The organism is Bradyrhizobium sp. CB3481 (assembly GCF_029714305.1).
GTDB lineage: Bacteria > Pseudomonadota > Alphaproteobacteria > Rhizobiales > Xanthobacteraceae > Bradyrhizobium.
The window spans coordinates 5,026,152-5,046,151 of record NZ_CP121647.1 but is presented as its reverse complement, the minus strand read 5'-3'; the positions used below and the strand labels follow the sequence as shown (position 1 = coordinate 5,046,151).

The window sequence follows — 20,000 nt, the reverse complement described above, 5'->3', positions numbered from 1 at the left end:
CTTGCGGTGATTCGGCGAAAGAACCTGTTGGGATTAGATACTCAGACACGAAGCTTGGACCGACAATGTGATCTCTGTGCTGCTGATGAGCTGTCGAGCGGCCTTTGATCGCCAATTCTTCAGCAATCGCTGCACCGTACGCCGCTGATGGCCGCCGAACCGACCGGGCGCATGCGCTTCCAGCCGAGAGAGAAGATCGACTGCGGACAGGTGCGGAGCCGCGGCGAGCCATTCCTCGATGATAGGAATGTAGGGGTCGAGCATCGATGGCCGACGTGGCACAGGCTTGCGCCGAACATAGCGGCGCCGATGAATGCCCCGCTGCTCACCCTGTTTCCAACCATCGCCGAGCTCTCGGGCAAAGGCCGCCAAGTCGCTTTGCACCGGCGCGACAGTCATCGCTGGCTTTCTAGCCCGCTGATCAACGCGCTTGCCCAGCTCATTTTGAGCGTCCCGCATCTGTGCCAGCAATGCCACCGGATCAAGCGTGCGGTAAATCTCCCGCAGCCGACGTTTGAAGGCCTCATTGAGCCTCGGGTGGACCAATGCTCTTTCGTACGGCGTAGCGGGAGGAAGATAGCGCTTGATCACCTTGGCACCTTCGCGGTGCTTTTCCTTCAGCTTAAATGAGGGCTGGAAGAAATTGATGTGCAGCCGTGCCGCCGCAAACAGGCGAGCTAATGAGCGAGCGGCATCAATGCCTTCAAACCGCCCGTAGCCCACCAGGCGGCGAACGATAGCTCCGTTCTTTTGTTCAACGAACGCCTGATCGTTCTTCTTGTAGGCCCTGGAACGAGTGACTTCGACATCATGAGAGCGGCACCACGATACGACCGTGTCGTTCATGAAGGTGCCGTCGTTGTCAAAATCGAGCCCGCGAACGGGCCAAGGAAATAGGTTCTGCGCGCGCTCGAGAGCCTCGACCACAAGAGCTGCTTCACGCACGACGAGCGGAAAGCATTCGGTCCACCCCGTTGCGATATCCACCATTGTTAGCGTCTGAATGAACGCGCCGGATACGGACATACCGCCGTGCGCGACCAGATCCGCTTCGCAGTAACCCGGCGGAGGTGATCCCCAGTCATTGAACGTGCGCACCGGGACTTGCCGCCGTACGGCACTGGAAAAGCCCGCCCGCCGTCGGCGTCCTCCGGCTGCGGCGATCTTTACATCGCTCAGCAGGCGATCGATCGTCGCCGCGCTCACCTTCAAAACCAGCGACCGCTCATCGGCAGAAAGCTGCAATCTGCCGTGCCGTTCAAGTGCCGGAAGCAAGAACGGGATCATCGAGACGAGCCGCTTACTGCAGAGCCGGTCAGAGGCGTCCCATAGCACAATCAGTGCAACGCGAATGGAACCCCCGTAGGTCCGGCCCCGCCGCCGCGGCACGGCCGATCCCGATGCGCCGTCCACTGACAGTGCTCGGATCGCGTGCTTGCGATGCTATCCCGTGACGGCGCAAAGCTCGTCTAGGATCCGTCCCTTCTCGGGCCGCCCGCCCGCCCGATAACGCTCGGCCAGCACTGATGTGATCTCGCGCTTTGCGCGCATGCTGATCTTTCCTGCCATAGCCGCCACCGAACTGATTCGGCAGCTCCGCCCCAGACTCGACAGGGAAGTTGTCCGGTAACATTTTTAGTGAGGCAATGCGGGGGGCAGTTCCGGATGGCGTTTGACAGTCGATTTAAGCAAACCGTAAGGTCAACTGGCGCCGATCACGCCATCTCGTGACGCTCTACAAAATCTAAGAGCGAAGCGGGCAGATCGCGCATCCGCAAATCGCAGCGGCGGCGCAGCTCTCGCGCAACGTCCTTAGAAACGTCTTCCGACCATCGCTCGGCGGTGTTGAAGGCCACCACGCGGATCGGATTTCTGTATTGGTCATTGAGCAGGTCTTGAATGACCGTTTCCAGGTCGGTGGCTTCGTAGTCGGCTTCACGCCAGGCTCTACCCAAACGACCGAAATCTTCCGCCACGAGGTAGATCGTTTGATCGTCGTGATTGGGGACAATCGATGGTGTCCAGTTGGATCTACGCATTTCAAAACTCCACGCAACGCGGAAAGCGGATTCAAACTGACTTCAATGAAATCGTTTCGGCAGGAACCTGGCGCATAATGGCGCGTTGCTTTCCGCAAATGGAGGTATCGCAGGATGGCGAAGGCAAAGAAGCAATCGAGCCGCGGCCGCAAGCAGGATCGGGCGCGGGTCGCCGGCGCACAGGATTACGAGGTCAGGTACGACGCTGGGAAAACTCGGAAGTCGGCCGCCGCAGTAAAGAAGGCGGTCAAGAAGGTCGGTACCAGCCGCAAGCGTGTAGAGCGCCGTCTCGGAGGTTAGGAACGCGGAGGAGAGAAGTGGGTTGGCCCGCGTCGCATCCCCTCGCTGCGACACCCCAGCCCAAGAAGCGCCTCAGCGGCGACTGGGGCCCTTTTTTCTTTAAGGGGTTCGCAATGCAGTATTGCGAGAGATGCGACAATAGCCGGTGGGTCTGTGAGACTCACTACAAGCGCCCGTTCTTAGGTGAGAGTGCTTGCGACTGTGGAGCGGCTGGTGCGCCCTGTCCAACCTGTAGCCCGATCCTAAAGATCCTGCCGTCCTTCCAGCAATCCCTGCAGGTTTCGTTATCGAACCACTATAGGCAGGCTTGCGGCCCCGGATCTATCGGCATGTCCAGGGCCGCCAGCCCACCTCCGAGCCCGTTGGAGGGATGGCGAATTGCTGGAGGCGCCGGTATACGCCGATAGGGAATGTTCGTTCCTAAGCGGCTAATCGATCTTAGCCGGCGCCGGTTTGCATCCGTTCAATCGCGGAGCTCATGAATCGCGAGAGTAACACGTAGGGCCGTCGCTGATTCAACCCAGCGGCGGCTTATGCGTGCGGCAGCTGGCAAGGCCCTTTTTTTGCCGGATTTCTGTCACCATCATTCCGTGTGTTTGAAATCATTGAGAGAATGGATGTGGCGACAGGTACTGTAAAGTGGTTCAATCCCACCAAGGGCTACGGATTTATTCAGCCCGACAGCGGTGGGAAGGACGTATTTGTCCATATTTCGGCGGTCGAGAGAGCGGGCTTGAGTAGCTTGAACGAAGGCGCCAAGGTTAGCTACGAGGTGGTAGCGAACCGCGGCAAGGAATCTGCAGAAAATCTCAGGCTTGGCTGATACTGGGAAAGCCCGCCGGTTTCTGCTGGCGAGCCAAGCCGCGACTCGGGGAATGCCGGATCCGGGGCCGGCGGCCTACCTCCAGGACTTAGGGGGCATTGGCTGGAGGGTCCCGTATACGCTGATCAGAAATGATTGTTCCTATTGCATGGGGTCCTAACTCGAAATTGGACCCGGAACCCCGCCGGGATCGTTTACTACTGTCACCGCACCGTCCTTAGGCAGTTATCAGTGATGAGAACGCCGGTCGCGCTCCCGCCCCAACCCCACAGGGAGCAGCGCCATGCAGAAGCGGCGCCGTTTCAAACAAACTCAAGCCCTTGAAGGGCGCCTAGCGGACCAGGCGAAGCGCCTCAGTGAACAGGCCGCACATCTTCCTCCTGGGAAACAAAGGGAAGCAATTGAACGCAAGGCCCGCTTTGCTCACGTTGCAGCCCATATATGTGAATGGCTTTCGTCACCCGGCTTGCGCCCACCGGAGTAATCCAATGGATCGCCAGATGAATATCCGGCACCTCGAAGAGACAGTAGGCCACGTCTCTCAAGGTGAGAGACATATTGCGGAGCAGGAAGCCAGGGTCACTAAGCTTCGACGCGAGGGTCACGACACAGCAGAGGCTGAAAACCTGCTGCGACTATTTCGTGAAATGCAAACGCAGCATGTATTCCACCGTGACCGGCTCCTAAAGAAGTTAGGGCAGTAAGACCACCTCAATGCGCTCCCAACTTGGGGTGCTGAAAGTCCGGCCGCACGTCGGCGCGACGCTTGCCACAAGCCTTGCAGACGAACCGCGGCTCGATATCCGACAGCCTGACATGATCGGGCCAGCCATCGACGGGTAGGTGAGTCGCGTCGCTGCAGCGGTAGTCCCTGCAGAACACGACTACCCGGAAGACGCCTGAATCCCGCATCTCGCCAAAGGCGATTTTCTGTTCGCGTGGCATGCGCCCAATTCTGCCAAGAATCAGACTGAGCTCGAATAGGCCATTGGGGGCGCCTCGCACTGGCAAAAGCCCGGCGTATGTCGTCCGGTCCCGTCGTGCGCCGGGCTGACCAGAATTTTCCCGATCGATGAACAAAACCGTGACCCGAACCGTCTTATTTGGACGGAGATGGTCTATGGATCAGAGTGAAGATCCCCGGGAGCTAGAGCTCAAGATCGACCAAGCGACCCGGCTTGCCTTCCGCATCAATGACCAGACGACCGTTGAGCGACTGAGGGCTTGGGTTGACGAGCTAAGGCAGAAGCTGCGGCGGCATCTGGAGGCGAGACGCACGAAACAGGCGATCGCTGCGCGAGCTCGGGAGATTTGGGAACAGAACGGATGCCCTGCAGACCGCGACCTGGAGTTTTGGCCAGGCGGAGTCCGAGATCAGTGAACACCATCGCGAGTAATTGGTGGCCGTAGTCTTGGCCGCTCGGAGGTGTGCTTGAATGTCTGGACGTGTCGATCCAATTGCCAGAGGTCAACGTCGTGGCCGTCAACCAGCTGCTGGCCGAGCCGGACAGCCTCGCTCTCATTGCTGCACCGCGGATCAACCCGGCCCTGAACATGGCCGTCCGGGCCCCTGATGAATGCCGCTCGAGCTCCGCGTAGTAGGGCTCGACGGGTGCGCTAACGGGAGCCGATCCCAGCATAGGAGGTCATTCCACGGCCGAGCGCCGACACCTCCATGGGCGTCCGAACGGCGGTAAGGCAGCGGGCGGAGAGCCCACCAACGCGTCACCCATATCGTGTTGGACAGTCGCCAATGAGGCGCCGCGGGGTAGCCTTGGGGCCTTCAGGAGGAGCACCCGAAAATCGCTTCGGGCGATCTCATGGCGACTATCGAACCCACTGGCACCACTCCCGATTACACATACATCAAAGGCATCGGCCGTCATTGTCGTCATTGTCTCACCTCTGACGACAAACATCGGCCATGCGTCATGGCGACTGTCCATCAATGGGCAGGTCAACACGGCGGTGAGACTGTCACAGCCAGTGTTGAATTTACGGCAAGTCCATGCCAAGCCCCGTTTGCGAGAGACAGTCGTGACCTGTGAGAGCCGTACAGGATGACGCCACGTGCGATTCAAGCCGTTTCAGCGGCATCGCATGAATATGTCTAAAATCCCCCCTCCCACAAGGAGCGGAGACAAGGAACTGAGAGGGCCGGCATCCTCAAGGCACCTGACGCGAAGAGGATCGCGGTGTCCAGTGGCGCTCAAACTCTCATTTCAGTTTGTGCTTCCGGTAATGCGTCAGCTCCGCCATAGCCACTTGCAGACTCGCACTGCCGTATCGAGATGTGGACGTAGCACTCACTCCCTTTTTCCGATGCTGGCCACGTATGATTCCGGCAAGCCCATCTTCCGGGCGACTGCTCGCAGGTCAGCTGCGTAACTGGGATTGGTCGATTTTTCCTGCGGGATGGTCGGAAGATTGAAGCAAAGCGCAAGCTCGGCCGTGCCGTTGGCAAATTGGGCGAGGACGGGTTCAGGTCGATAGGCTGAGACGCTTGGCCCTGAATAGAGCCGATCTAACTCGGTGTGGGTGAGAGTCGCGGTGATGCCGTAGACCCGCCCGTTCGGATCGGGCAGCAACGTCGCCCGATCTCCCAGCCTCAGTGTAAACCGCTCGATAAAGGCCTGCCTCACGTTGACCGGCCGAAGACCTTTCGCCTCCAGGCCTTCCGGATCCATGAACAGACCATAGAAGAAAACCGTCACTCGCTCCGCCATAAGGAAACTTAGCCGTTCTCAAAGAAGGCCTGGATCACTGCCTTGATCGCGTCCGTCGCATTCGTGGTTAGAATGCCTATGCTCGGCGTGATGAAAGTCCGTGAGTTGCCGAATGGATACATGGTTGGCTTAGCCTTGTTAAAGGGGTGAGCGCTTGAACAATTAGAATGATTTGCAACCACGATCGTTTGCCAACCGCCTGATGAGTTTGAGTCACACTGCCTGTGATGCGCAAGCTGGGACGATCCTGCGGATCAGCTCGGAGAAAGTTGCTTGCGCACGTACCATTGCCGCCGCCGTCTGCAGCCTGCGGAGCAGCCCGGATGGGGGTTCTCGAGGCGATCGGCCCATTTCTTGCGCGCAACCTGCGATGATCGACCAAGGTGGCTAAAAATTGGCCCTTTGAAGAGATCTTCGTATTCGTCGCGCAGAAGATTACCAAAAACGTGGCGCCGCTCAAAATCCATGCAGCACAGAGCAACGTCGCCGTTGGGAAGAAGGACATTCCGATACTGTCGTTCGTCAACACATGTCAGTGGTCCGACGACTGGCTGGCGTGATTCAACCAGCTTCGGATCGACGCTTCCAACCCTGCTACTCAGCGGTGGCGTGCGAATTAGCGCTCCGGCAGGGATTATGTCGGCGACATCGGGATGGACCTCTCCCAATACTACGAATTGAATCGAGGAAATATCTGCGTCGACTAACTGACGCATTAAATCGAGATACTCTTGCCTCACAAAGCGCCTATTCATGTACGCGCCATCATCGAAAACATGGACCATGAAAATCCGAAAGCGCTTGCAAGCGTCGTAGATCTCGCCCGTTCATTCCTACAAGTGTCGTGAAAATCCGGATGCAATGGCCACACGCGTAAGCGTGCTCGACCATTTCGGTGCACTTCGGATTGAGCCCAGGCTCCGAATAACCGGCAAAACTAATGTCGATAGCTGCTGGTACGCGCTCCACACATCGCTTAAAATCGTCAAGGCAAAGATACTTGATATGAGATACTGCTCTTTGCCGCGCGGCAAACTTGTCCTGGGGACAATAAGAACATCCGACGATACAGCCTGTCGTCGTCGTTATTTCCAAGACCCTGCCGCCGGGGATCGCAAAGCGGAAGTCCTCCTGCAAACTCATCCGGTATCACTCATCCAGTTTCCCGATTCGCTCAAATATTCGGAACAAACGGGATTTACGACGAAAGTTGACCCTCGCTATATCAGCTTGGACAGTTGCCACTGAGGCCGGGGAGAAGCGCCCGGCCTTCGGAACGAGCACCCGGAATCCACTTCGGGCGATCTCGTGGGCGACTATCGAGCCAATAACACCCATCCCGGCTACAAATACATCAATAGCATTGCTCGTCATCGTCTCACCTCTGACAACAAACGTCGGCCGTGGCGACCAATGCGCAGCTCAATAGGGCCCTCAGAATTGTCACAGCCACCATTGACCGTAAGGGAACGGTCTCGGTTCGCGTTACCAGAGCTGTCGCGATCTACTCGGAGATCCTACAATATGACGCTACGTACGATTCAAGCCCTTTGATAAGAGCAAAATGGAAGAGCGCTCGCATTCATACGAACCTGACCTTCATCGCCGCCTCCAAGCGCCGTCCCATGGGGGTCGGCATCCGAGTGCCCGCGATCGCGCTGGCAAGGCCGGCACCCGTCCGCTTGTCGCTGCGAAGAAATCAAGCAATTCCCGAAGTATCGAAGGCCGGAAGGCCAATTGCTCAGAGCTACCGGCTCGTGACGATCCACAGAAGCCCATTCTGCCGCTGGCGCGATTTGAGCGACTCACGCTAAGCCATCATCTTCAACAGCCCAAATAGAAGAGAAGCAGAGATGGTTGCTGCCGCCCGCCAACTACCCACGTCAGGCTACGCGCTCGAAGTGGATGGCCGATTGAAAGCCGAATTTACGACCAGAGACGGAGCAAAGACAGGGGCTGAAGAGCTGAAGAAGCGCTTTCCAATGCTTCGGGTGAGAATCTACGATGCGCAGACGATGACTCGAGAGGAGATATCGCTTCCATGAGCCTAGATGCCCATCGAAGAGGCGTGCCGCAGGCGCCGCACCATGTCCCGACACGGTGGCTTGGTGCGTCGCACTCTATACATAATAAGTCTGTCTCTCGCCGGAACACTCGGCTCCGGATCCCGCCGCGCTTCGCGCCGACGCTGCGCCGATCCTTGCGAGTGCCTTAAAGGTTTCGGACGGCGGTCGATCCCGCGGCGCGCCGGGAGGGGCGGCGCTATGCTGAAGCTACTGCGGCAGCGTCTTCTGTGGGCTCACGCCCGCAAGTCGCTCCGTTTTGCCTCCTACGGAAGCATTCAGATCGGGTCTTGGCGAAGTCCCCTGCGGCGTCAGAGACGATCAGCCGGCACCGTAGAGTAAGAGGTCGGCCGGAATTTTCCGTGACGGGTTAGAAGTCGCGAGATAGCTCGCGGCGCCCGTCATGGAGATAACCCATGACCCAGCTGAATGTATTGGACGCCACTCGCGTTGAGCATGGTGGCTACAAGGTGGATGTAAGACGAGGGGAGCGGATTGGCCGCGTGTCCTCCGAATGGTTCTCCCGGCCGGCGGACGAGCGGTACCTCTCGCTGTCAGAGCTATATGCCGCCGTTCGCGGCCGCGCCGAGCGAAGCCGCACCCGGACGGCCGAGAGCTCCGCGATCAGGGTGGAAGCGAATCGCGATGATGCGGAGCGGCTGACGCTGTTGCTACCGGGTGAGGATGTGCCCCTTGCGCCGACCCACTGGAGCTTCGGTCAGCTCACGACCATGGTTGGTGCGCCGTCCACTTATTTGCGTCAGCTCCCAGCACCTCTCGCCGCCATCAATCTCCAGTATGGGCTAACGTCGCATCGCGGCGAATTGATCAAGACCCTCGTGGTCGAGGACGGACGCGTCGAATTGCGCGCCGTCACGGGCCCCGACTACGGTCGCATCTACGACAATGAACTGGTCGCCGCCGTCCAGCGGATAGCCGGTAACGGCACCGGCGATACACGCTGGAAGGTCCCTGGTGTGCTCGACTGGGCGACCGGCATCTATAACCCGCGGGTCGATGTCACGAAAAACACCACCACGCTCTATGCCTCGGATCGTGACGTTTTCCTGTTCCTGGTGGACGATCTCAACCCGATCGAGGCGGGCAAGTTGCCGGACGGCTCGCCCGACCTCTACTTCCGCGGCTTCTATTGCTGGAATTCCGAGGTGGGCGCCAAGACGCTTGGCATCGCGAGCTTTTACCTCCGAGCCGTTTGCCAGAATCGCAATCTCTGGGGCGTGGAGGATTTTGAGGAAATCACCATCCGCCACTCGAAATATGCCGCCTCACGCTTCGCCCACGAAGCAGCACCTGCGCTTACCCGCTTCGCCAATTCCTCGCCCATGCCTTTCGTGAACGGCATCAAGGCTGCGCGTGACCGCATCGTTGCGCGCACGGACGATGATCGAACCGAATTCCTGCGCAAGCGTGGGTTTGGCAAATCAGAGACGGCGAAAATCATTGAGACTGTGCTCGCCGAGGAAGGCCACAAGCCCGAAAGTGTGTTCGATTTCGTACAGGGCATCACGGCCGTCGCACGCGACAAGCCGCACCAGGATGTCCGGCTGAGTCTCGAAGGGCAGGCGAAGAAGCTGCTCGACCGGGTCGCCTGACGCCGGTTGGCCCGCGCGGCAGTTTCGGCCGCGGCCCACTTCAATCGCTGTGCTTCGGTTTCGGCGTCGCCCTCGAGAGGAAGAGGGCGGCACTTCGCTTTGTGACGGACCAGGAGATCCAGAGAAAGGCTCTGGTCGTCCGTCGTCGGAGCAATCTCAATGGCAAAATCTGTTCAGAAGATCACGCTGGGTCAGTCCGGTGATGTTCCCCTCAATAGGCTGGCGCTCAGCCAATCCAATTTCCGCTGCGTCAAAGCGGGGAACTCGATCAAGGAGCTTGCGCAAGGCGCTGCGCGCCGCGCACTCCTCCAGGACCAATCACCGTGCGGCCGGTTTATCGGGGCCTAACCATGTCAATCCAGGCATCTGATCTCGCCCGCCGACTTGCCGAGCAGGCCGAACTTGTCTGCCGCCACTATCTTTGCAACGGTCGCCGCGTTGGCCGCTATTGGATCGTCGGAGACGCACGCAACACACCCGGCCGGTCGATGTTTGTTCGGTTGAGCGGACCTAGCGCAGGGAAGGGCTCCGCTGGCAAGTGGACCGATGCGGCAACTGGTGAGCACGGGGATCTGCTCGACGTCATCAGGGAAAGCTGTGGGCTGCTTGAATTTGGCGATGTTCTTGCCGAGGCTCGTCGGTTTCTCAACCTGCCGCGGCCTGAGCGTAAGCCGGAGTCGAAATCCCCGTTTGCGCCCGCTCCAGTCGGCTTACGGGAAACGGTGAGGCGCCTTATGGCGAATTCAACGCCCATCCATGGCACGATCGCCGAAACGTATCTTCGGACGCGCGGCATTTCGGCCTCGCACGGTACCGAGAGCCTTCGCTTCCATCCGCGCTGCTACTATAAGCCGGATCACTACTTGCCGACAGAGACCTGGCCCGCGCTGATCGCCGCCGTCACCACCCTCAATGGCGTCATCACCGGCATCCATCGCACCTGGCTTGATCCTTCAGGTTGCGGCAAGGCGCCAATCGATACGCCGCGCCGCGCGGTGGGTTTTCTGCTCGGAAATGCAGTCCGATTCGGGGTGGCGAACGATGTACTCGCTGCGGGTGAGGGCATAGAGACCATGCTGTCCCTGCGCTGCGCTCTGCCGACCTTGCCGATGGTATCAGCACTTTCGGCCCACCACCTCGCTGCCATGTTGCTTCCTCCGGGTCTGCGCAGGCTCTATATCGCGCGTGACAACGATGCCGCCGGCGACGTGGCGGCTACCGTTCTGACGCAACGTGCCGAAACAGCAGGCATCGAGGCGATCGCATTATCGCCTCGGCTTGGCGACTTTAATGAAGATCTGCGCGCCTTCGGCATCGACGACCTTCGGGCAGGCCTGCGCGTTCAGCTTGTGCCGGAGGACGTCGCCCGCTTTTTGTCTTCGGCGACAGCGCTCATAGTGTAGACTTCCGACGCTCGAACGCGAAGTCGGAGATCGTGAACCGGGCGCGCCCCTTGCCGGATAGCGCCGCGCCCGGCCTTCCAAAGGGCGATCGGACGGCGAGCGGGGGCGGACCGCCAATGGCTATGGTGCGGCTATTTTCCGCCGGCGGTGATCGAAATTCAAAAATTAACTATTGGCAATACCGCCTTTGCATCGCGAAGCAAAATACCCGCCCCCCTGCCATCCTTCGCTTCGCTTCGGCCCGCCACTTCGTTTCGGGTTCTGGTCCGACCCGCCCGCCGTCTGGTGATCGCCACGAAGGCCGCGATGGGCGCGGCCAATCCGGCAAAGGACGTCTTACCATGACCGATCATGACGATAGCGAATTCGAACCGCCGCACGGCTCATCCCCAACCGACCACGCTCTGACCGAATTGCAGCTCTACGGTTATCGTCCATACAGCGACGAGCCAGATCCGAGGCCGCTTCCCGAGGGCAAGACGATCGCGGCCGCAGTAGCTGATATTTTCGACGCTCTGGTCGTCACGCTAAGGGACACTCGCATGGAGCCGGATCTGGAAGACCTGCTATGGTCGGCGGTCAATCTGTTCCATCGCACGACGCACCGTGTCGAGCGCGAGCTCGACAACAACGAGCAGGCGCAGCGGAAGAGCCAACGTGAGCAGGATGGCTCCGAGGTGCGATCGGTCGAACTCGAGCGGCTCACCGCAGAAGGAATCTCGTTGATCGAGCGCCGAAACTGCATTGAGCGCTTTCGAGATCTGGCCATCGAGCAGTTCGAAGTCCATACCCGATCGCCCTGGCGGCCCCGATCCGGATCACTGGTCAACCATCATTCACTCACCGCAGCGATGATCGACTCGAGAGACTTCCTCGCTGCAAAACGTCGCGCCGAGACAGAGCCGCTGTTGCCGGCCGGGCCTAAGATCGCACTGACCGGTGGCCTCGAGTTCAATGACCATCGCCTCATCTGGGACCGTCTCGACAAGGTTCACGTCAAGCACCCCGACATGGTCCTGCTCCATGGCGGCTCGCCGAAGGGCGCCGAACTGATCGCGGCGAAATGGGCAACGAACCGGAAGGTGCCGCAAATCGAGTTCAAACCGAACTGGACAAAGCACGCCAAGGCCGCACCCTTCAAGCGCAACGATACGATGCTGGCGCTAATGCCGATCGGGGTCATGGTTTTCCCGGGCACTGGCATCCAGGACAATCTCGCCGACAAAGCGAGGCGGCTTGGAATTCCGGTTTGGAAATTCGGCGACGGCGGCGCGTAAGCGCCATCATCTCGTTTCAGACGCAACAGAATTGCGCGGTCCGTGTTGCTCGCTCCATATTCTCTTATTCGGTGGACGACCACGAGCGAGGGATTTGTCTCGCATCTTCATCTCATTTCGGTTAACTTTCGCCCGCGCCGTGGTGGTGGTGGAAGGCGCGACCCGTCACATCTTTGAACGGAGCGCACCACCATGCTTGCCATTGGACTCATTCTCAACGTTCTCGGAATCGGTATCTTCTGTTGGCTCGTCTTTGAGCTCACGGTGTATGCCCTTCCATTCCTCATTGGTTTTAGTACGGCGGCGCTTCACAGCGGCGCCGGAATTTTCGGCACGCTTCTTACCGGCATTGCCGCGGGAGTCACGGCGATTACGATTGGTCAACTCGCATTTGCCGCCCGGCCGCTGATTCTCCGCACACTGATAGGTGCGGCTTTCGTCGGTCCGGCGGCTCTGGCGAGTTACGACCTAATTCTCGCGGCCTCCCAGATCGGCGTGCCGTCGCTGCTTTGGCGTGAGGTCTTCGCTTGGATCGGGGCGATTTGTGTCGGTGCTACCGCGTGGAGCCGCCTAGCCATTTACGCCGGGCCACGCTCGTTTGGCGCGGGTAGCGCAGTCCGTAGCGAGCCTCAACCGGTCCTCGCGGCCGAAATGCACGGGGGATGATGCTTCACCACCGGCGTTCTCGAACAGGCCTTCGTTGACGTGGAGTCGCGGAGCCATCGAACTTCGGCGTGGTGAGCGCGACATCGTTCGGAGCGTCACAGGACCAGAATGCCGATCATTCGGCACCGAGTGCAATGGGCGGGTGCTCGGATGCGATCGGGGCAATTTCCGGGCAAACGATTGCGCGTTTCTCGCATGCGGTTTCTGTCCGTGCGCTGGAACGAGCCGACCTTTTATATGCTGAAGCCCGATAATTGCTCACGTCTTCTCCTGGGCTGTCCAGCCCGCGGACGCACCTGGCCTCTTGATGGCTTGATCTGGCCGAAGCCCGGCTGCGCCTCGATCGTCTGAGCCGCAACGCCGTCGTCAAGACTTTCTTCCCCTGGGCAAAGCCCATTCCTCGCGAGGCAAGAAAGTCTTTCCGCCGGCGTCCTCCGTTGCACTTCGGCCCGCAAGCGGGTGCGTCGCCGATCGCCTTCGGCCTGTTCATCGCCATCGAGGCCGCGGTGGTCGCGGGCTCGAAACAAGGAGAAGTGACATGGCTACCATCGGTTCTTTCAAGAAGGTCGGCAACGATTTCCAGGGCGAGATCATCACCCTGAGCCTGCAGGCCAGAGGCGTCCGCATCGTCGCCGAGCCCAACCGCGCAAGCGAAAACGCCCCCAGCCACCGCGTTTACGTCGGCAGGGCGGAGATCGGAGCGGCCTGGTCGAAGCGCTCCGAGGAGGGCCGTGACTATCTCTCGCTCAAGCTCGACGATCCCTCGTTCAACGCCCCGATCTACGCGAACCTGTTCGACGAAGAAAGCGGCGAAGGCTACACGCTCCTTTGGTCGCGGCCGCGCAAGAGCCCAGAGTGAGAGCAGGCTGCCAGGGCCCGCCCGGTCTTATCCGGGCGGGCCCTTCCTTATCCATCGGCCCAACAGGCTTCGTCTTCCCATCGCATTTGCGCTGTTTGCCGGTCGGCCACTCGGGCCTCCGTTTAACGTTTTCTTTACTCAGGTTTCGCGCAAACGATTCGAGGCCGAAGCTCGATTTCCACGTCACGGAGGACTCGTCTGAGTCGCTGAAGAGTCAAGCTCGCATGAGCAAATTAGGCTAATAACGATCGGGTGCGACTCGCTCTATAACTCTGCCCAGAGGAAACTATGGACCGTATCATGGAGTCGAATGATGGCGCATTCGTTTAAGGTATTTGACGATGAAGCGGCAACGCTCAAGCGCATCTGCGTCGCTCAAGCGATCGTCAGCCTTTCGGCGCTGACATCGATCGCCCTGCTGCTATCGAAACTTGTGCCGACGATGATGAATGGCTTCTACTAATCGCTCATGGTATCTTTGCGTTGGAGACCACCATCTTCGGACAATCAGTACCACGTAAACCAAAAGCCGGACCGCATAGCGCAAGGCACATGCGATCCGGCTTAGGTGTTCTGCGCTGTCGATCTAATCAAGGCGGGTACGTCAACTACAGTAGCGGGTTACCGTGCGACGCCCCGATAGATGAGAGCACGTTGTCACGGAAAGGAGCTACTTTTTCTTCTTTTTGGCTTTTTTCGCAGTGGTCTTTTTTGCCTTCTTCGCTTTCTTGGCCATGTGCCCTCCATCATTCCTCAGCTGAACGAGTGCAGGCCGGGAATCGGCATGCACCACTGAAAACATAACATCAAATTGACAATATTGACATTGCGACATCTCGCTTACCCGCTTAGACCTTTCAAGTCGCTTGTCTCTCCAAATACCCAAATGCACCACGCAAAGAACGGAACCGCAACGTAACTCGTGAGGGCCGTTCTCTTGCCCCATTTGGCCCGAACCATCCGCGCTGAAAAAGCTATCTGCGGGGGCTAATGAATCATTCCGTTGGTTCTTCGCGTGGTCGCACCGATGAGGACGCGCTTTCCTTGAGGGTCGCGGATTACGATGGGGCCGACTGGGCGTGGGAGTTCTTACGCAGAAATGAGGAATATATCGCCGACTGGCGAACCTCCGTTCCGCGGCACCTGCCATGCATTACATTGAAGGATGGCACGCGGCTGTTGCGTCTCAGGCAGCGATTTCCGCGTGCGGAGAAGTGGGGGCTTTACGCCTTCGCCGATCCGAGACTCTGCGCCCATGACGCAACCGTAGTCTGGCATGCCAATGCCTTGAAACGCGTGGTCCGGCTGAGGGCTAGGATGCCGAATGAGCACAGTGGTGCCATGACGCGCGCACTCGCTGATTTCAATGGCGATCGAGTAGCGGTGATTGATACCGAAGGCGTTCAGTACGTTTCGATCAAAGGCATGGGCGGCGTTCGCGTCAATGTCGAAATCAAAGATCTGTCCGTCTTGACCGCGTCATTTGTTGCGGTTTTTGAACTCCACGACCTCGACGATCTCTTAGGGCAGACCGAGATCCTGAAGCGGCTTCACCGCTTCACTGAGAGCGATAGCAGCACCCTTCAAACACCAGCGCTTTCAGGCGACGAACGCCTCCGCCATGCCCTCATCGCGCTCGATGAAAGCCTGAACGGCAAGACCTATCGGCAGATCGCGATTACTCTATTTGGAGAGAAGAAAGTTGCTGAGGAATGGCTTGGGCCTAGTCAATTTTTGAAGGACCGCACGCGTCGCCTCGTCGCCAAAGGGACCGAATTGATGAAAGGCGGCTATCGCGATCTGTTGGGATAGCCTCATTAGCCAACGTTAGCTGCGATACAGAAGGCGTGTGCGCACCTATCGTATCGGATTGCGATGCGGCGGCATGTCCTTGAGCTTGGCGAAAATCTTCGAGATGCGGTGGCGTTGGCGATAGAGCAGCGTGTCGTGCGCGGAGGGGAAGTTGCGGCTTTGGGAGCAGGCAAATGTAGTGCTTGATCCTTATGGTGGCGAGGGCAGTGGAATCTTATCCCAACTCGCCGAGCTGGGCTTTTGCCGGCAGCGACTCCGCGTGCCCTTGCGATCGCTGGTCTCTCGGGCTGTTGTAAAGCGTCTTGTGCGGTCCAAAGATCTCGGGCGCGTGCCGCCATCACAGGTTAGATGACATGAATCGTGCTGATCGCACACGGCCGCCCACACGCGGCACTACGTGGGATCTCGTTTCCGCGTCGGTAGCATCCGAGGTCCGTTATAGGCTCGAAGCGGTCGTGGCACTTCGCTGGATTAATCGGGCCTGATTCTAGTTTGGGCTGCGGCCTTGCCATCCTCGCTTGACGATTTTTGCTGACGCCGGATGGCGAACTCGAGCCTGTCATTTTCGCCACTCCCAAAACCTCCCTCAATCTGACGAATCTTCTTCTTGCGCCTCTGAGTTGTGTCAGGTGCAAAAAAAGGAGTGTCTCGCATGATGAAGAATGAAGAAAGAGAGGCTGAGAGGCCGTTTCTTAACACGGCGGAAGCCGCTGCCTGGCTGCGTCTCACCAAGAATACCCTTGAGAAGATGCGTGTGAACGGCACAGGGCCCGCCTACCGCAAGCACGGACGGTACGTCCGCTACCACATCGAAGACCTTATCGAGTATTCGCAGGCGAACAAGCGGAGGTCGACCTCCGATGCCGATTAATCCTGCCATTTCCTGGCGCCAGGTTGCCGTGCTCTCGGTCATGTGCGCCAGCATCATCGCAATGCTGATTTCCTTCACGAACGGGATGCCGCTGCTGATCTACAATGCTTCGGGCAGCGCGCCACTCGGCTTTTATTACCTGGAGCAACGGCTGCCCGCGCGCGGCGAACTGGCGCTGTTTAGACCGCCGCCCGGCATCCAGCTCTTGATCATCGCACATGGCGTTTTGCCGGTGTCGGTGCCGCTTCTGAAGCAGGTAGCCGCGGCCGGGGGAGATGAAGTGTGCCGCGCCAAGGAGCCCGTAGGCGCCATATCGATCAATGGAAAGGTCATTGCCGAGGTGTTCGAGAAGGACCACAAGGGGCGGTCACTGCCAACCTGGGTAGGTTGCCTGAGGCTCGTCGAAGGTGAGCTTTTCCTGCTGCAACCCCACCCTCATTCGTTCGACTCGCGCTACTTCGGGCCGGTTCTGCGGTGCGATATCTTGGGCGTGGCGCACCCGCTCTGGACCTGGAATCCGGAATCTTGAAGTGCTACATGACGGCGATCGTGCGCGTCGCAAAACGGGCGCGCACCTCTTCAGCCTTGCGGCCGGGCCATCATTGGGGGCAGATCGCGAGCTAGGAGGTCAAGCAAGCTCTTCCATTGAGATCAACGGCTGAAACGAGGGTATGAGGGAATCGGGAGAGCAAGATAAAAGCACTGGCGCTTGATGAGGCGTAAGTCCTTGTCTGCACATCCAAGAGTTGGCGACACCGCTGGGCGCGATGTCGCCTACTGCAGCTTAAGTCGATCGCGTCGCTTGCTGATTTCGTCTGCGTCTTGGCGGCCACACCCCAGCGTCACATATCCGCGGCTTTCCTGACGGAGAGCCTGCGGCATGCATGGCATCGACGATGACGAATTCAAAGTGAAGCTTGGCCGGATCGGCAACCGCAAAGCCGGGAAAGCAACCAGCTATCTCCGGCGCGTCCGGCAGGCTGCCGAGAAGGCCGGCGCCGGTTCATATCGCGCGTCGAACTTCTCGGGCGACCGAATCGGTCGCGGGCACGCATACGGGGCGGTACTGTCCGGACGTGCGAGAGATCAGGGCCTGCGTCGGGTCGTGATCAAGGCGCGCATCGTACGTATCAAGGCCGGCGATACTGGTGCCATCCGTGCCCATCTGCGCTACGTGCAACGCGACGGAGTCACGCGGGACGGTGAGCCCGGCGAGCTCTATAACGCAAGCAATGACCGCGCCGACGGCAAGCCCTTCATCGAACGAAGTGCGGACGATCGCCACCAGTTCCGGTTCATCGTGGCGCCTGAGGATAGTGCGGAACTCTTTGACTTAAAGCCTTTCATCCGCGATCTGATGCGGCAGATGGAAACTGATCTGGGCACCAGGCTCGATTGGGTCGCGGCGGATCATTTCAATACCGGTCATCCGCACAGCCACATCATCTTGCGTGGAAAGGATGACAAAGGACAGGACCTCGTGATCGCCCGGGACTATATTGCTCACGGCTTCCGAGCGAGAGCTACGGATCTCATTACGCGGGAGCTCGGTCCAGAGACGGAAATCGAGGCCGCGCGCAAGCTCCAGCAGGAGGTTGCGGCTGAACGGTTCACGCGTCTCGACCGGGCCATCCTGAGGGACGCGCTGGATGGCGCTCTTGCGCTCAATATGATGCCGACAAGGGATCCGGCCTGGCAGGCCGCTCGAATGGGGCGGCTGCGAACCCTCGAGCGGATGGGGTTGGCCGAAGAAGATGGCCCTAGCCGTTGGCGGATCGATGCCGGGCTTGAGGCGAAGCTTAAGCGCATGGGCGAGCGCGGTGACATTATCAAGACCATGCATCGCGAACTTTTTGCCGCTGGACTGTCGCGGGCTGCGGGCACCTACACCATCTTCGATCCGAGCAAGGGCGGCCAGCGTCTAGTCGGACGCCTCGTCGGTGAAGGATTTTCGGACGAGCTTAAGGAGCGCCGTTATGTCGTGCTCGATGGCATCGATGGGCGGACGCATTATGCCGAGATCGGTAGCCTGCCCGGTCGTGACGAGTTGCCTGTCCGGAACACGATTGTTGAGCTCAAGGCTCGCTCGACAGAACCGCGCGACATCGATCGAACCATCGCGAAGATCGCCGCTCATCATGGGCGGTACAGTGACCGCCTTCATCGCCAATTCGACCCACACGCCTCGGGCGAGTATATCGCAACCCATGTGCGGCGGCTTGAAGCGATGCGGCAGGAAGGGATGGTCAGCCGGCTGAATGACGGCAACTGGGCCGTGGGCGAGGACTACTTTGATCGGGCGCTCCAGTACGAGAGCCGCCAGCGCTCCCGCAATCCGGTGCGCCTTGCGGTGCTGTCTTGGCAAAGGCTCCAGGATCTGCCGCAGGCGGTGGGCGCAACCTGGCTCGATCGTCAGCTTGTCGCCAAGGCTCGTGAGGTGGTCGGGCCAAATGGATGGGGTGCTGAGGTCGAGGCGGCAATACGGGCGAGAAGGCAATGGCTGATCGAGCAGGGGCTTGCGCGGGAGCAAGATGGTCAGGTGCGTTATGCGCGGGATCTGTTGCGGACGCTTGAAGCTCGCGAGCTCCGCCAGACGGCTGCGGATATTTCTGCGCGAACAGGGCTTGAGCATCTCGACTTCAAGACCGGTGACAGTCTCACGGGCGTCTACCGGCGAATGCTGACGCTGAACAGTGGCCGTTTCGCTCTTATCGAGCGGTCCCACGACTTCGCACTGGTGCCTTGGCGCGCTGTGCTGGAGAAGGCGCGCGGACAGGTGGTCACCGGCAATGTGGGCGGGGAGGGCATATCCTGGTCGATCGGCATGAAGCGCGGGATTGGACCTTAAAGGGATGATGGTTGCCGACCTCACTTTTCAGGCGAGGTTGTTCGGTTTGACATTCCCGTAATGTTAGCGATTTCAGTATAACTTCCTTGCGTTTGGTTCCCCGCCGTGGCGCCGAGCCAGCGGTTCGACATTACCTACCAGACACTCCATTCCGAGCTGGTCCAGCGCAGCCTCGAGGAGAGTTTCACCTCAGAGTTCTCCTCGAAGGGGCGGTTCGTGGCCGTCGAGGTGAAGGGCAAAAAGTATTGGTACTTCGATACACCCAAGCCCGAGGGAGGAGGCCAGGAGCGCCGCTATGTCGGTCCGGTGGACGACCCCGAAATCACCAAAAAGGTCGAGGCCTTCAAGGATTTGAAGGCCGACCTGAAAAAATTGAACGAGCTGCCATCGGCGAAGGACGCCGCCGTCTCGCTTCCACGTGACGCGAGAGGCCTATCTGCCGCGCCCGTCGCCGACAACAGGCCAAGTGGTGGAAGCATTGGCGAAGTCCGGCTTGTTCCGCATGAGGGGGTGCTCGTCGGCACCGTAGCCTACCAACGTTACTCCGCCGTGCTCGCAGACGGCTCGATGCGGTCGCCATGCAAACTGGCGACGCCGACTTTGCGCCATTCCATGAAATCTCGGTGGGCATCAAGGATTCCATGCCCCCATCCTTGAGGTGCTTCGACGCGTCGACCCGAGCTTTCGCGAAATTCCGAGC

At 59.3% G+C, this 20,000-nt stretch carries 20 protein-coding genes; 15 read left to right on the top strand and 5 right to left on the bottom strand.

Annotated elements, in window-relative coordinates:
- Nucleotides 1–33: 33 nt before the first annotated feature.
- On the bottom strand, nt 34–1,287 hold the full coding sequence (locus QA643_RS24660) for a DDE-type integrase/transposase/recombinase (protein WP_283028469.1): 1,254 nt from the start codon (nt 1,285–1,287) through the stop codon (nt 34–36).
- A gap of 428 nt (nt 1,288–1,715) precedes the next feature.
- Nucleotides 1,716–2,039 carry a hypothetical protein gene (locus tag QA643_RS24655; RefSeq protein ID WP_283028468.1) on the bottom strand — a complete coding sequence of 108 codons (324 nt, stop codon included), beginning with the start codon at nt 2,037–2,039 and terminating at the stop codon, nt 1,716–1,718.
- Between the two features lie 114 nt (nt 2,040–2,153).
- On the opposite strand from QA643_RS24655, the gene QA643_RS24650 reads away from it, so the two are divergent.
- Both QA643_RS24650 and QA643_RS24645 read left to right on the top strand, forming a co-directional pair.
- Nucleotides 2,154–2,339: a DUF3606 domain-containing protein gene (locus QA643_RS24650; protein WP_283028467.1), complete on the top strand. Its 186-nt coding sequence runs from the start codon at nt 2,154–2,156 to the stop codon at nt 2,337–2,339.
- 613 nt (nt 2,340–2,952) lie between these two features.
- Nucleotides 2,953–3,162, top strand: coding sequence for a cold-shock protein (locus tag QA643_RS24645; protein WP_283034920.1), 210 nt, complete (start codon nt 2,953–2,955; stop codon nt 3,160–3,162).
- A gap of 711 nt (nt 3,163–3,873) precedes the next feature.
- Here the strand turns inward: QA643_RS24645 and QA643_RS24635 are convergent.
- Nucleotides 3,874–4,107: a hypothetical protein gene (locus tag QA643_RS24635; RefSeq protein WP_283028465.1), complete on the bottom strand. Its 234-nt coding sequence runs from the start codon at nt 4,105–4,107 to the stop codon at nt 3,874–3,876.
- A 501-nt stretch (nt 4,108–4,608) separates the two neighbouring features.
- Between QA643_RS24635 and QA643_RS24630 the strand changes: the two genes are divergently transcribed.
- A complete protein-coding gene (locus QA643_RS24630; protein ID WP_283028464.1) occupies nt 4,609–4,761 on the top strand; it encodes a hypothetical protein in 153 nt (50 codons plus the stop codon).
- Between the two features lie 707 nt (nt 4,762–5,468).
- On the opposite strand, the gene QA643_RS24625 is transcribed toward QA643_RS24630, so the two are convergent.
- On the bottom strand, nt 5,469–5,876 hold the full coding sequence (locus QA643_RS24625; RefSeq protein WP_283028463.1) for a gamma-glutamylcyclotransferase family protein: 408 nt from the start codon (nt 5,874–5,876) through the stop codon (nt 5,469–5,471).
- A gap of 266 nt (nt 5,877–6,142) precedes the next feature.
- Nucleotides 6,143–6,673 carry an SPASM domain-containing protein gene (locus tag QA643_RS24620; protein WP_283028462.1) on the bottom strand — a complete coding sequence of 177 codons (531 nt, stop codon included), beginning with the start codon at nt 6,671–6,673 and terminating at the stop codon, nt 6,143–6,145.
- 1,694 nt (nt 6,674–8,367) lie between these two features.
- Here QA643_RS24620 and QA643_RS24615 point away from each other — a divergent pair.
- From QA643_RS24615 to QA643_RS24560, 12 genes are all read left to right on the top strand, one after another.
- Nucleotides 8,368–9,564, top strand: coding sequence for a DUF932 domain-containing protein (locus QA643_RS24615; RefSeq protein ID WP_283028461.1), 1,197 nt, complete (start codon nt 8,368–8,370; stop codon nt 9,562–9,564).
- A gap of 159 nt (nt 9,565–9,723) precedes the next feature.
- Nucleotides 9,724–9,912 carry a hypothetical protein gene (locus QA643_RS24610; protein WP_283035098.1) on the top strand — a complete coding sequence of 63 codons (189 nt, stop codon included), beginning with the start codon at nt 9,724–9,726 and terminating at the stop codon, nt 9,910–9,912.
- A 2-nt stretch (nt 9,913–9,914) separates the two neighbouring features.
- Nucleotides 9,915–10,967, top strand: a complete 1,053-nt coding sequence (locus QA643_RS24605) for a toprim domain-containing protein (RefSeq protein ID WP_283034919.1) — start codon at nt 9,915–9,917, stop codon at nt 10,965–10,967.
- Nucleotides 10,968–11,308: 341 nt separating this feature from the next.
- On the top strand, nt 11,309–12,244 hold the full coding sequence (locus tag QA643_RS24600) for a DUF2493 domain-containing protein (protein WP_283034918.1): 936 nt from the start codon (nt 11,309–11,311) through the stop codon (nt 12,242–12,244).
- 192 nt (nt 12,245–12,436) lie between these two features.
- Complete coding sequence (locus QA643_RS24595) at nt 12,437–12,910, top strand: hypothetical protein (protein WP_283028460.1); 474 nt, start codon at nt 12,437–12,439, stop codon at nt 12,908–12,910.
- Between the two features lie 538 nt (nt 12,911–13,448).
- The gene (locus tag QA643_RS24590; RefSeq protein WP_283028459.1) at nt 13,449–13,769 is read left to right on the top strand and encodes a DUF736 domain-containing protein; all 321 of its coding nucleotides are present in this window, start codon (nt 13,449–13,451) and stop codon (nt 13,767–13,769) included.
- 313 nt (nt 13,770–14,082) lie between these two features.
- Nucleotides 14,083–14,232, top strand: coding sequence for a hypothetical protein (locus QA643_RS24585; RefSeq protein ID WP_283028458.1), 150 nt, complete (start codon nt 14,083–14,085; stop codon nt 14,230–14,232).
- A 527-nt stretch (nt 14,233–14,759) separates the two neighbouring features.
- Complete coding sequence (locus QA643_RS24580) at nt 14,760–15,581, top strand: DUF2285 domain-containing protein (protein WP_283028457.1); 822 nt, start codon at nt 14,760–14,762, stop codon at nt 15,579–15,581.
- 652 nt (nt 15,582–16,233) lie between these two features.
- A complete protein-coding gene (locus tag QA643_RS24575; protein WP_283028456.1) occupies nt 16,234–16,452 on the top strand; it encodes a helix-turn-helix domain-containing protein in 219 nt (72 codons plus the stop codon).
- A complete protein-coding gene (locus QA643_RS24570; RefSeq protein ID WP_283028455.1) occupies nt 16,442–16,981 on the top strand; it encodes a S26 family signal peptidase in 540 nt (179 codons plus the stop codon). Before QA643_RS24575 ends, QA643_RS24570 begins: the two co-directional genes overlap by 11 nt.
- Before the next feature lie 351 nt (nt 16,982–17,332).
- A complete protein-coding gene (gene rlxS / locus QA643_RS24565; protein WP_283028454.1) occupies nt 17,333–19,300 on the top strand; it encodes a relaxase/mobilization nuclease RlxS in 1,968 nt (655 codons plus the stop codon).
- A gap of 105 nt (nt 19,301–19,405) precedes the next feature.
- Entirely contained in the window at nt 19,406–19,957 is a 552-nt protein-coding gene (locus tag QA643_RS24560; protein ID WP_283028453.1) for a hypothetical protein, read from the top strand.
- Nucleotides 19,958–20,000 lie beyond the last annotated feature (43 nt).